Source organism: Natrinema limicola JCM 13563 (genome assembly GCF_000337475.1).
GTDB classification, from domain to species: domain Archaea; phylum Halobacteriota; class Halobacteria; order Halobacteriales; family Natrialbaceae; genus Natrinema; species Natrinema limicola.
On sequence record NZ_AOIT01000035.1, the window covers coordinates 25,845 to 37,991 of the forward strand.

The following is a 12,147-nucleotide window of genomic DNA, read 5'->3' on the forward strand; positions in this document are numbered from 1 at the left end:
CCCGAACCCGTGGACCACCGATCGCAGTCCACTTACCGCGGCCGCGCAAACCCACGGCCATGCAGATCAAAGACCGGGAGCAGGTCGAGGGCGGCCGCGAGCGGATCACTGTCGTCCCCGAGAGCGTCGACGATCTCTGGCACCTGCAGTACGTCTTAGAGCCCGGCGACCGCGTCGCAGGCGATACGACCCGGCGGATCCAGCGCAACGACGACCAGATGCGCGATACCGGCGGCGAGCGCGAACACATGTGGGTCGCGATCGCCGTCGAGGACATCGAGTTTCACAAGTTCGCCAACCGGCTGCGGGTCGGCGGCGAGATCGTCGCCTGCTCGCGCGAGGACCAACTGGGCTTTCATCACACGTTGAACGTCGAAACGCGCGAGGAGCTCTCCATCGAGAAGCGGTTCAAGCCCGATCAGGAGGCTCGCCTCGAGGAAGCCGAGGAAGCCACGGAAAACCCCGACGTCGCGATCGCGACCGTCGAGGAAGGGCAGGCCCACGTCCACACGGTCGCCCAGTACGGCACCGAAGAGCGAGCGGCGTTTACCGGCCCCACCGGGAAAGGCGAGTACGCCCGCGAGCGCTCGGAGTTGTTCGCGGAACTCGGCGAGGTCCTCAAACGCCTCGAGGTCGACGCGATCATCCTCGCCGGCCCCGGCTTTACGAAACAGGACGCCTACAAATATCTCGAGGACAACGAACCCGAGGTCGCCGAGCTGATCACGATGGTCGACACGGCAGCCGTCGGCGACCGCGGCGTCCACGAAGTCCTGAAACGCGGGGCCGTCGCCGACGTGCAGGAGGAGACCCGCATCGAGAGCGAGGCCGAGTATATCGACGAACTCACGAAGCGGATGGCCGAGGGCGCGAAGGCAGCCTACGGTCCCGAGCAAGTCGAGAAGGCCGCCGAGTTCGGCGCGATCGATCGCCTGCTGGTCCTCGACGACCGCCTCCGGAAAGAACGCGGGCCAGACGGCGAGTGGGACATCGACATCGACCAGATTGTTCGGACGACCGAGCAGAAAGGCGGCGAGGTGACGGTCTTCTCGAGCGAGTTCCCACCGGGTCAGCAACTCGCCAATCTCGGCGGGATCGCGGCGCTGTTGCGCTATCGCCTCGAGTAGCCCGCTGCCCCCGGCGCTTTCGGCTACTCGACCTGCAGTTCGTCGCTGGCCTCGAGCAGCTGGATCAGGACGGACGCGAACAGCGAGCCTGAACTCCAGATTGCGGTCTCGCTGCCCTCGTCGCCGATGACACTCAGGAGGATGCTATCGTCGTCGGCGATGACGATCCGACCCGACCGTTGGTCGTCCGTCCGCTGGGTGGGGAGGTTCTCGACGGTCACGACATCGAGCTCGGCAAATCGGTCTCGGACTGCCGCCGTCCGGCTCACGACGACGACCGTGACGCCGGCTGCGGCGCGCTCTGTAAGGGTTCGCTCGATCGTATCGGTGACGAGCTCCGGGAGCCGCGTGCCGAAGACGATCCGCTCGTCCGCTTGCGAGAGGATATCGACGGTGCGATCGTCGACCTGGTCGCGGCCGCGAACCGTCCAGATGTCCTCCTGGGTTTCCTCGCCTGTCGACTCGTGTTTGACGGTTTCGACGTACTCGAAGGCCCGGTCCTGTTCGCGTTCGAACCGGTCACGAAGCAGCTCGCGTGCCTCGTCGGTGCTGACCGGCCGGTATCGGATCGGGTTCGACTGCTGGACCTCGAGTAAGCCCCGGTCCTCGAGGCGCTCGGCGACGCCGTATACCTGCGATCGTGGGACGTCGACGACCTGTGAGACGTCCCGGGCGGTACCCGAGCCGATGCGGTGGAGGCCGATGAACACCTTTGCCTCGTAGGCCGTGAGCCCGAGCCGTTCGAAGGCCGCGAGGGCCTCGCCCTCGCCTTCACTCTCGTCTTCGTCCTCGTCGTCGGTCATTGTTCGTCACCAGTACCGTCGTCGGGGCGGCCGCCGTCGCTGGCGGGGGACGCGCCCGTGGCCGCGGGCGACTCGAAGGGGACGTCGGGGCCGAAGTACCGCGTCCAGAGGACGAGCAGGGTCGGCAGGACGAGCACGCTCGCGACGAACGCGTAGATGATCGTCAGCGCGGTGATGATCCCGAACTGCTCGAGGACGGGCAGGATGGCAAACGCGAGGACGCCGAACCCGCCGACAGTGGTCGCCGCGCTGCCGAGCAACGCGCCGCCGGTGCCCGTTACCGTGGTGTGCATGGCGTCCCAGACCGAGCCCTGGCGCTCGAGCTCGAGCGTGTACCGGGCGCTGACGTGGATACTGTAGGCGACGCCGAGCCCGATCGTCAGGCTGGTGATCATCCCCGTCAGGACGTTAAAGGGCATCCCGATCAGATACATCGTCCCGAGGATCCAGCTGACCGCAAGCGCCACTGGGAGCAGGGTCACCGCGCCCAGGGTCGCGCTGTTGCCGGTCAGCCAGTAGGCAACCGTCAGGAAGACGAAGACGGCCACGAGCGTGATCAACAGGCTCTCGAGGACGGTATCGAGCAGGTCCTGCTCGACGACGTGGTTGACGATCGGATCGCCGGTCGCCACCACGGACCAGCGATCGCCGCCGTCGTCGAAGTCCGCTGCAATCGCGCGCATTTCCTCGGTCGTCTCGCCGGTCGAGGCGTCGCCCTCGATCGAGACGACCAGCCGGAGGGCCTCGTACTCGCCATCGGAACGGTAGAGCACGTTGCTTGCGGCTTCGGAATCGGCCTCGTAGAGGTCGTCGTACAGCGCCTCGAGGTTCTCGTCGGGAACGCCGTCATCGTCGGTGTCCGACTCGTCGAACGACTCGTCGAACGTTTCGTTCTCGGCCGCGACCTGCTCCATGGTCGACAGTGGGCTGCGAACGTCGGCCTCGCCGCTTGCCAGCTCGTATGCCACGTCGCTGTCGGTGGCGGCGTCCTGGGCGTCTTCTACCCGTTCGAGCGTCTCGTCGTGGGTTATATCACCCCTGACGAGCAGTTGCGCCTGAGAGTCCTGGCGCTGGAAGTTCTCGTTGACGTACTCGAGGTCGGACTTCGCGCTGTACTCGCCGGGCTGGAACGGTTCGGGCAGATCCTGCGTCCAGGCGGGCGGGCTGTCGGCGAGGAAGTCGTCCTGGTCGAAGCTGGTGTCGACCTGGGTCGCACCGTAGACACCACCTGCGGTCACCACCAGCGTCACGAGGAGCAACACCAGCGGGGCTTTCCGGGCGATGGTCGCCCCGACGGAAAGTACGTCTGCGAGTCGACCGCCGCCAGTGCCGAACGCCCGCTTGCGCCGGTCGATCCCGTACGCCTCGAGTCGGGAATCGACCTCGACTTTCGCCGCGGGGACCAACGCGCCGAAGACGACCATCGCGGCGAGGATACCGAACGCGCTCACGATGCCGAACTCGCGGATCGGGCCGATCGGACTGACGAGGTTCGAGAGGAAGCCGATGATGGTCGTTGCCGTCACCCAGACGAGCGCGACGCCGACGCCAGCGAGGGCGACGGACATCGAACCGCGCACGTCAGTCGGCTCGCTGCCTGCGTGCTCGTCGGCGTCGCGTGGCGTCTCGCGTTGCTCACGGCCCCCTCCGGTCTCCGTTCGCTCATCCGAGACGCGTGGCGTCTCGCGTTGCTCCCGATGGCGCATAAAGACGTGAATCGCGTAGTCGATCGAGAGCCCGATCAGAAGCACGGGAATGGCGACGAACATCTGGTTGAACGCGATATCAGTCCAGCCCATGAAGCCGAACGTCCAGAGCAACACCGCTGCGATGCCTGCGATCCCGAGAACGATGTCGAGCGGATCGCGGTAGGCGATCACCAGCGCGACAACGACGAACAGCAGGGCAAGCGGCGAGACGATCGCTAAGCTGTCGCCCATCGAGCGGTCGATCTCGTCGGTGATGACCCCCGACCCGAAGACGAGCATCTCCTGGTCGCGATCGTCAGCGAGGTCGCGAAGCTCGAGTTGACTGTCGGAAATCCTTTCGTCGACCGATCCAGGGCCCTGGAAGTCCCCGCTGGCAGTCGACTGCGTCACGACCAGCATTCGTGCGTCGGCCTCGGTCGACTCTGGCTCGTAGGATGTCGGCATCAGACGCAGGGCAAAGCCACCGCCCCGGTCGCTATCTTCCGAGAGGACGTCCGTAAGCGTCTCCTCGTACTCGGACTCGCTCATCGAGTCGAGTTGTTCGATCTGCTCGTCCAGTGGCGGCTGGCCGGCCGCTTCGAGGTCTTCGCGATCGTCTTCGAGGTCCTCGAAGTCATCCTCGAGTTCTTCGAAGTCGTCTTGGAGCTGTTCGCTGTCGTCTTCGAGATCCTCGAAGTCCTCCTGAAGCTGTTCGCGATCTTCCGCCAGCTGCGCGAAGTCCGCTTCGAGAACGCCCCGTGTGCCTTGGGCGTAGACGTCCTCGAGCTGGCCCTCGAGTTCACTCGACTGCTGCTCGTATTCTGCGTCGGAGAGATTGCCGGCCTCGTTCGCCCGCTCGAGGTCGACGAGAGACGACTGAATCTCCCGCGCGTTCGTCATGGCTGTGGCGAAGCGTGCCGACTGCTCCTCGTTGAGATCGGCTGTTGCCTCCGCGTACACCGCGTCGAGCTGGCCCTCGAGCGCGGCCGAACGCTGCTCGTATTCTGCCTCGGAGAGCTCGCCGGCTTGGTAGGAGGCGTTCAGCTCTGCGTACTCCGTCTCGAGCGCGACGGTTTCGTTCAGCGCCGCCTCGAGGTCGTCGGCGGTCGCGTTGAGTTCCGCACTCCGGGTTTCGAGTTCGGCTGCGGTCTCGTTGAGGTCGGCCCTGCGCTGTTCGAGTTCGTCTGCGGTTTCGTTGAGTTCCTCGCTTCGGTCTTCGAGTTCGGATGCGCGTTCGGAGAGGTCGTCAGCCTGCTCCTCGCGGATCGCGGTCGTCGCCACGACGTTCTCGACGCCGACGATCGCTTCTTCTTCGACCAGCGTCGAGTTTATCGACTCGTCGTTGCGGAGTTCTTGCTGGAACTCGAGCGAGGAGCGCAGCGACTCCTTCGAGAGGACGTCGTCACCCCTGACGATCACCTGGACAGCTGTCGTGTTTTCCTGATCCTCACTTGCGAAGTTTTCCGTCGCGAACTCGAGGGCGTTCCCTTCCGGAGAGTCGGTCTCGTACTGCTCGAGCGACGACTCGTCGTCGACCATCGTCGCGCCCGCACCGACCATGGCGGTCACGAGCAAGAGCACGACCAAGACGATCGCCGAGTGTGTCGTGATTCCGTCGGCGATCCGGTCGGCACGACTCACGGCCACACACCCCACGTGTCGCTCGGCTCGGCGCTCGCTCTCATCTGTTGTGAGTATCCTACTAACGGAGCCGGTATACAGCTGTTGTTATTTTTACACTAACAGTCACGACTTGGAATACGACGGTCGCGAGCGACAGCCCCGAAACAGCGATGATCGGCCCATTTCTGACTAAACGTTCAGCAAAACAGTGTTATCCACGTGCTACCCGTCGTCTATCACCGACAAACCGGGTTGTTTCGTCACCGTCTCGTGACACTCAGGAACGCCGATCGGTCGTGTCGGACGGCCGCTCGGTCACTTGACCGAGACCGTCTGGAGGTCCTCGGCAAACCGGACGTCACCGTCGTAATGGGCGGCGATCGACTCGAGCATCTCGTCGTGGTTGCCGTCAGTGTGGGGATAGAGGTGGGTGAGATAGACCCGGCCGAGCTCCCGACCGGCGAGTTCGCGGCCGAGTGCGTCGGGCGTCGGATGGTTCGAGACGTCGACATCGTCGGGGAACGAGCAATCGTGGGCGAAAATCGCCGATCCCTCCGCGAAGTTCGCCAGTCCAGCGAAGGCTTCGCTGTCGCCGCTGAACGTGAAGAGATCACCGAAGCGATAGGCCAGACACGGCACCGAGTGGCGCGTCTCGTAGGCCGAGACGTCGAAGCCAGCGACGGTGAATTCGCCGGGCACGACCTCTCGAACCTGTACCTCGAGTTTGTCCTGCATGTACTCGTAGACATCGAGGAGGTCGTCGACCAGCGCCTTGGTGCCCTGCGGGCCGACGATTTCGATGTGGTCCTCGCCGGCGAGCCAGCGGGCTTTCATCAGCGGCAACAGATCGGCGACGTGATCTAAGTGATGGTGGGTCAGGAGGACCGTCGAGACGTTCTCGTAGCCGACGCCGGACTGCTGGAGTCGCTGAAGAACACCGGCACCGCAGTCGATCAGTAGCGTGCGACCGTCTTCCTGAACGAGGATTCCCGTCTGAAAGCGTTCGCCCGTGGGCATGGCGCTGCCCGTTCCGAGAAAGGTAATACGCATAGGCGGGTGTGGAACCCCTGGCCCGATAAGGGTACCTCTCGAGGCTGTTCCCATTCCGTGCCAGACGAGCGGCGTTGAGGCGTGAGAGGTGACACGGCGTGCCTGTGGCTTGACCGACCAGCATGGGTCTCAGTTCGTTGGGATCGCTTTCGGCGGGTTTATCGCTCCATCGCGTCGATCCGTCGGACGACCGAACATGACAGTCGTTCTCGCCGGCGTCGGTGCCGACAGCACGAACGTCGGCGCGCTGGCACCGCTGTACGACGATGGCCGATTCGAGTACGTCCCGATCCCGGAGAAGACCCGCGAGACGACAGAAACGGAGACGCTCGGGTCGTGGGAGCTCCGGGCCGACGACGGCGTCGCCGCCGATCTCACGACCCGGATCACACCCCAGCCGGTCGGTGACGGGGCCGAAACCGTCACCGGCGACACCCTCGCATCGTGGCCACTCCATCGCGATCCCAACTTCGAGGCGCTGACCTACGGCGAACACCGGACCAGCGGCTACGTTTCGCGACTGCGCGCGCTCGAGCCCGGCGACGTCGTCGGGTTCTACGCTGGCCTGCGCCGACCGGACGGGGACCGCGCCCACCGCTACCTGATCGGCTACGTTACCGTTGCGGACGTGGCCGTCGTCAGTCCCGACATGTCCCGATCAGAGCGCGAGGCAATCCTCGCTTCGCATCCCGAAAACGCCCACACCAAACGCGCACAGGACGGCGACCTCTACCTCGAGAAACCGGTCGTCATCGTCGACGGGCGCGAGCCCGGTGGCCTCTTCGAGCGTGACCCGATCCGTCTCAGCGACTACTACGTCGCTGAGGGCAACGAACGCCCCCAGTATTACCTGCGCGACGAGATCGAATCGGCGTGGAACGTCCAGGCCGGTGGATCGAACATGATGTTCAAGCCGGCCTACCGCTGTGACCTTTCGGGGGCCGCGTTCCGGGAGCGGGTCGGGCTGCCGGGCGACCGGGAAGTCGCGTAGGTGGTCGTCATTCGCGATGCTCGAGTCGCTCGAGGAACGACTCGAGGTCGTCGAAGTTTGCACCGGGCGTGACAACGCCATCCTGGTGGCAATAGTCGACGACGTCGTGTGCATCGAGTCGCGGGAGGTGATTGTGGACCAACGCGACGGTGATCGACTGTCGAGTCGTGGGACCGGCGTCGGCCGTCCCATAGCTGTACTCCGACGAGGCGAACCGACGGCTCAGTTCTGTGGGTGTCGTGCGATCGACCGTACGAAGGCTCTCCAGAACGGCCCTGACCGTCTCACTTGAGAGGAGGGTATGAATCGTCTCGATGTCGAGGGTGGTTGACTGGGATCGAGGCACAGTTGGCTTACCGGTACGAGCCGGGACATGGCTACCCCCTTACTAGTTGGGTATCATCTGCCAACTCGTGTCGACGGCATCCCGCCCGACGATCGATCGGTTTCATGTATCGATCCATCAAAGCGTGTGGCAGTGACGGCTTCCGATGACACGACGCCACGACACGAGCGCGTCACACGCCACGCGACGCCCGGCCCGCGCAACTCGCTGGCCCACTGGACCACCGCTCGCTCCCCGCTCCGGGTTGCGATCAACTACATCGCCGTCTGGCTCGTGCGGATCTCGCCCAGCCTCCGGCTCAAGCGCTGGCTGTTACGTCGCATCGGCGTCACGGTCGGAGCTGGCGTCTCGTGGGGGCTCGAGGCCACGCCCGACGTCTTCTGGCCGGACCTGATCACGCTCGAGGCGAACGCAGTCGTCGGCTACGACGCGACGATTCTCTGTCACGAGTTCTTACAGGACGAGTACCGAACCGGCGAGGTCGTCGTCGGCGAACGAGCGATGATCGGGGCGGGCGCGATCATCTTACCTGGTGTCAAGATCGGAGCGGATGCGAGCGTCGCGGCGAACTCACTCGTGACTCGTGACGTGCCGCCGGGGGCGACGGTCGCGGGCGTGCCGGCGGAGCCGATGGGTGGACCGGGTGAGGACAGGACGGCTGCAGAATAACAGTATCGCGAAACCGCTTACAGCGACGACCAGGACTTGCGGGCTTCGTTCCAGGACGTGATGTCGGCGATCCAGCGGGCGGCGATCAGCTTCTTCAAGTTCTCTGCTGGGAGGCCGCCGAAGGTATCGACGGGCAAGGAGATCCCCTTTGCCGGCTTGACGTCGTGGGCGATAGCCTTGTCGCCGACCGAGATGACGGTCCCTTTGTCCTCGTGTTCCCAGGTCTTCAGTGGACGGTTGGCGATCGCGCGAGCGATGTTCTCGCCGGCGACCTCGGCGGCCTGCCAGGCGGCCTGTGCCGTCGGCGGCGCGGGCTGGTCGCCTTGGTCGATGATCGCCGAGTCACCGACCGCGAACACGCGCTCGTTGGTGGTCTGGAAGTTCGCGCGGGTGGTCACGCGGTTGTGCTCGTTCTCGAGGTCGACGTCGTCCATCGCGTCCCGACCCGTGATGCCGCCGGTCCAGACGAGGACGTCATGCTCGAGCGGCTCGCCCTCGTCGAATTCGATGTGATCTGCGGTGGCCTCGGTGATCGGGTCGTCCGTATGAATGCGGACGCCGGCTTCCTCTAACAGGTCGCGCAGGGCCTGCTGGCACTCCGGATCGTTGCCCGGGAAGATCTCCTCGAGTGCCTCGACGAGGTGGATCTCGATGGGGGCGCGGTGTTGGTCGCGGAACTCGGCGATCTCGCCGGCGGTCTGGATACCGGAGAGGCCGGCACCGCCGATGACGACCTGTGCGGGCTCACTGCGGGTCGCGTCCTGACTGGCTTCCTTGACGGCGTCGTGGATCTCGAGGGCATCGTCGAGACTTTTGAGCGTCAGGGAGTGGTCCTCGAGGCCGGGGATGCCGTAGTAGGCGGTCTGGCTGCCCAGCGCGACGAGGACGTAGTCGTACTCGACATCCTCGCTGTCTGCGAGTTCGACGACCTGTTCGTCGACGTCTAAGCCCGTGACCTCGTCCTGGATGAATCGGGTCGCCGGGTCCGCGATCTGGTCGACCGGGAAGGTAATGTCCGAGCGGACGCTGGGGTCGCGGATCACGCGGTGTGATTCGTGCAACACGAGGTGATAATCGACGTCGGCGATCCAGGTCAGCCGTACGTTGCCGCCAAGCTCCGATTGGAGCTTTTTGATCGCGCCGGTGCCAGCATAGCCAGCTCCGAGCACGACAACGTTCTCAGTCATACAGCACAATGGGAAGCACTATGATACAAAGCTGTTGGAACCGGTATCGGTGTGGTCACGGCTCGCACGACTCATGTTCGATCAGTGAGGCGTCGAGGCGGGCTGGGACCTAGAGAATCCGTTTCCCGAACGTGCTTGCGGTCAGTTCGGCCGCCAGCGTTGCCGTCTCGTTTGCCTCGTCTAAGATCGGATTCACTTCGACGACGTCCATCGACCGGAGGACGCCGTCAGCTTCGTCACGTCGAGAGAGCGTCTCGAGTGCGGCGTGGGCTTCCCGGTAGGTGACGCCGCCGCGGACGGGCGTGCCGACGCCGGGGGCCGTTTTGGGATCGAGCCAGTCCAGGTCGAGGCTGACGTGGACGCCGTCGGTGCCGTCGGTCGCGACCGCGAGGGCGTCTTCGACGACGGCAGAGACGCCCCGCTGGTCGATGTCGGACATCGTGTAGGCCGTCAGTGAACTCTCTTGAAGCAAGTCGCGCTCGCGGTCGTCGATGCTCCGGAGACCGACGTAGGCGACCGACGACTCACGGAGTCCGGGGGCGGGAGCCCAATCCATTTCGCCGAACGCGCCGTGGCCGAGGACCGCAGCCAGTGGCATGCCATGGACGTTGCCGGTTGGCGACGTTTCGGGCGTGTTCAGGTCGGCGTGGGCGTCGAACCAGATCACGCCGAGGTCAACGTCCCGAGCCGAGCCAGTAAGGGAACCGATCGCGACCGAGTGGTCGCCACCCAGCACGAGCGGGAACTCGCCGTCGGCACGCGTTGCCGCGACGCGATCGCGCAGCCGCCGACAGACCCCCTCGATCTCGCGGAGGAACTTCGCGTTCCCGCCGTGGGGCTGGTCGGCGTCCGGATCACGCTCTTCGGCCCGGGGCATCGACAGGTCGCCGTCGTCGATCGGCTCGACGTCTGCCCGCTCGAGGCCGTCTGCCAGCCCCGCATAGCGGATCGCCGACGGCCCCATATCGACGCCGCGACGGTTCGCCCCGTAGTCCATCGGCGCTCCGATGATCCTGACGGTCCGGTCCATGCGTTCACTACATCGCCGATCGGTTTGGTCGTGGTGGTCAGTCACAGCCGCTGCTCGGACGCGTGCCAATCGACGTCGAATAGATTCGGTGGCGACAGCTTTAGGGTTAGACCGGCCGAAACTCGGGACAGCATGATGCTGAGCGACGTGATGGAGGACTACCTCAAAGCGATCTATCAACTCCAGCGCGAGACCGACGAGCGGATCAAGACCTCCGAGATCGCGGCGGAGTTGGACGTCACGTCGCCGACCGTTACTAGCATGCTCGACAAACTCGAGGAGCGAGACCTCGTCGACCGCGAGAAGTATCGCGGCGTCACGCTGACCGACGAAGGCGAGACCGTCGCCCTCGAAATCGTCCGCCATCACCGACTGCTCGAGGCCTACCTCACCGAACACTTAGATTACGACTGGTCGGAAGTCCACGCGGAAGCCGACCGCCTCGAACACCACATCAGCGAGAATTTCGAGGCACGCGTCGCCGACGCACTCGGCGAGCCGACGGTCGATCCCCACGGCTCACCGATCCCGAGTGCCGACCTCGAGCCACCGGAACGCCCCGACGGCGAAGCCATCACCGAATTCGAGGAAGGAACCGTCGTGACCGTCGCCGAGGTCGCCGACCACGACCCCGAGGTGCTCTCGTATCTCGCCGACCACGGCGTCGAACCCGGTGTCGACCTCGAGATCATCGAGATCGCGCCGTTCGGAATGGTGACGGCGTGCTCGAGCGAGGCCGACGAACCGGTCTCGCTACCCGAATCCGTCGCCAGACACGTCCGGGTTGCACCGCCTACCGAACCCCAGCCGTCGTCGTAGCTGCCGGAGATGCCGTGGCGATCGCAATGGTACTGTGGCCTACGGATGCCCGCCTCATACGGTCTGCTGTCAATCAGTGCCGGTGCACCCGTGACCGTCCCGCGGGCACACCGGTACCCAGTGACTAGAAACCGTATCCCCGTGGGCAGACGATACGAAAGCCCTCACATTCCCGGTGTAACCATCACAACGTTGGCAAAATAGCCGGCCCACCCGCCGGGTTTAAGGAAACCAAATACGAATAAAACACTATGTCATCCATCGAACTCACCCCCAGTCAGAAGAAAATACTCCGCGCCCTGACGAACCTCCACAAGAAGTCCGAAGACGCCATCAAAGGCGAGGATATCGCCGAGCAGGTCGACCGCAACCCCGGGACGATCCGCAATCAGATGCAGAGTCTCAAAGCCCTCCAACTGGTAGAGGGTGTACCGGGACCGAAAGGCGGCTACAAACCGACCGCCGCCGCCTACGAAGCACTCGAGATTCAGCAGATGGACGAGCCCGCATCGGTTCCGCTGCAACACGAGGGCGAACCCGTCAGCGACACGATCATCGAGGAAATCGATCTCTCGAGTGTCCACCACCCGGAACTCTGTCGCGCAGAGATCCACGTGCAGGGACGACTCAGCGACATTCACGAGGGCGATTCCGTCACCGTCGGTCCGACACCGCTCTCGAAACTCGTCATCGATGGCACTGTCGACGGCAAAGACGACACGAACAACATCCTCATTCTCCGGATCGACGATATGGTCGCACCGACCGAAGAGCCGTCCCACTGAGCGGCGATCGGCGGCTCTCACCTCGCTTC

General features: G+C 64.5%; 11 protein-coding genes. 5 read left to right on the forward strand and 6 right to left on the reverse strand.

The window, feature by feature from the left end:
• The first annotated feature begins 59 nt into the window (after positions 1 to 59).
• The gene (locus C476_RS09610; protein ID WP_008012339.1) at positions 60 to 1,127 is read left to right on the forward strand and encodes an mRNA surveillance protein pelota; all 1,068 of its coding nucleotides are present in this window, start codon (positions 60 to 62) and stop codon (positions 1,125 to 1,127) included.
• 23 nt (positions 1,128 to 1,150) lie between these two features.
• Here the strand turns inward: C476_RS09610 and C476_RS09615 are convergent, their stop codons facing one another.
• The 3 genes from C476_RS09615 to C476_RS09625 form a co-directional block, all read right to left on the reverse strand.
• Positions 1,151 to 1,930, reverse strand: coding sequence for a TrmB family transcriptional regulator (locus C476_RS09615; protein ID WP_008012341.1), 780 nt, complete (start codon positions 1,928 to 1,930; stop codon positions 1,151 to 1,153).
• Positions 1,927 to 5,259: an MMPL family transporter gene (locus tag C476_RS09620; protein ID WP_049911709.1), complete on the reverse strand. Its 3,333-nt coding sequence runs from the start codon at positions 5,257 to 5,259 to the stop codon at positions 1,927 to 1,929. The genes C476_RS09615 and C476_RS09620 overlap by 4 nt, the downstream gene beginning before the upstream one ends.
• 297 nt (positions 5,260 to 5,556) lie before the next feature.
• Positions 5,557 to 6,291 (reverse strand): MBL fold metallo-hydrolase, encoded by a 735-nt coding sequence (locus C476_RS09625; RefSeq protein ID WP_008012347.1) that lies wholly within the window; start codon positions 6,289 to 6,291, stop codon positions 5,557 to 5,559.
• 196 nt (positions 6,292 to 6,487) lie between these two features.
• Between C476_RS09625 and C476_RS09630 the strand changes: the two genes are divergently transcribed.
• A complete protein-coding gene (locus tag C476_RS09630) occupies positions 6,488 to 7,282 on the forward strand; it encodes an Nmad3 family putative nucleotide modification protein (protein ID WP_008012348.1) in 795 nt (264 codons plus the stop codon).
• Between the two features lie 7 nt (positions 7,283 to 7,289).
• Here C476_RS09630 and C476_RS09635 read toward each other — a convergent pair whose 3' ends face one another.
• The gene (locus C476_RS09635; protein ID WP_008012351.1) at positions 7,290 to 7,628 is read right to left on the reverse strand and encodes a DUF7344 domain-containing protein; all 339 of its coding nucleotides are present in this window, start codon (positions 7,626 to 7,628) and stop codon (positions 7,290 to 7,292) included.
• Positions 7,629 to 7,760: 132 nt separating this feature from the next.
• On the opposite strand from C476_RS09635, the gene C476_RS09640 reads away from it, so the two are divergent.
• A complete protein-coding gene (locus C476_RS09640; RefSeq protein WP_008012352.1) occupies positions 7,761 to 8,297 on the forward strand; it encodes an acyltransferase in 537 nt (178 codons plus the stop codon).
• 17 nt (positions 8,298 to 8,314) lie between these two features.
• Here the strand turns inward: C476_RS09640 and C476_RS09645 are convergent, their stop codons facing one another.
• Both C476_RS09645 and rocF read right to left on the reverse strand, forming a co-directional pair.
• The gene (locus tag C476_RS09645; protein ID WP_008012354.1) at positions 8,315 to 9,484 is read right to left on the reverse strand and encodes an NAD(P)/FAD-dependent oxidoreductase; all 1,170 of its coding nucleotides are present in this window, start codon (positions 9,482 to 9,484) and stop codon (positions 8,315 to 8,317) included.
• Between the two features lie 109 nt (positions 9,485 to 9,593).
• A complete protein-coding gene (gene rocF / locus C476_RS09650) occupies positions 9,594 to 10,514 on the reverse strand; it encodes an arginase (protein ID WP_008012355.1) in 921 nt (306 codons plus the stop codon).
• A gap of 132 nt (positions 10,515 to 10,646) precedes the next feature.
• Here rocF and C476_RS09655 point away from each other — a divergent pair, with 132 nt between their 5' ends.
• Positions 10,647 to 11,333: a metal-dependent transcriptional regulator gene (locus C476_RS09655; protein ID WP_008012356.1), complete on the forward strand. Its 687-nt coding sequence runs from the start codon at positions 10,647 to 10,649 to the stop codon at positions 11,331 to 11,333.
• Between the two features lie 251 nt (positions 11,334 to 11,584).
• Entirely contained in the window at positions 11,585 to 12,118 is a 534-nt protein-coding gene (locus C476_RS09660) for an Rrf2 family transcriptional regulator (RefSeq protein ID WP_008012358.1), read from the forward strand.
• The last annotated feature ends 29 nt before the right edge of the window (positions 12,119 to 12,147 follow it).

Excerpts from the sequence above, each read along its gene's own strand:
- C476_RS09615 (WP_008012341.1), bottom strand. The coding sequence starts at position 1,930 with ATGACCGACGACGAGGACGAAGACGAGAGTGAAGGCGAGGGCGAGGCC.
- rocF (WP_008012355.1), bottom strand. The coding sequence starts at position 10,514 with ATGGACCGGACCGTCAGGATCATCGGAGCGCCGATGGACTACGGGGCG.
- C476_RS09655 (WP_008012356.1), top strand. The coding sequence starts at position 10,647 with ATGATGCTGAGCGACGTGATGGAGGACTACCTCAAAGCGATCTATCAA.
- C476_RS09610 (WP_008012339.1), top strand. The coding sequence starts at position 60 with ATGCAGATCAAAGACCGGGAGCAGGTCGAGGGCGGCCGCGAGCGGATC.
- C476_RS09630 (WP_008012348.1), top strand. The coding sequence starts at position 6,488 with ATGACAGTCGTTCTCGCCGGCGTCGGTGCCGACAGCACGAACGTCGGC.
- C476_RS09660 (WP_008012358.1), top strand. The coding sequence starts at position 11,585 with ATGTCATCCATCGAACTCACCCCCAGTCAGAAGAAAATACTCCGCGCC.
- C476_RS09645 (WP_008012354.1), bottom strand. The coding sequence starts at position 9,484 with ATGACTGAGAACGTTGTCGTGCTCGGAGCTGGCTATGCTGGCACCGGC.
- C476_RS09625 (WP_008012347.1), bottom strand. The coding sequence starts at position 6,291 with ATGCGTATTACCTTTCTCGGAACGGGCAGCGCCATGCCCACGGGCGAA.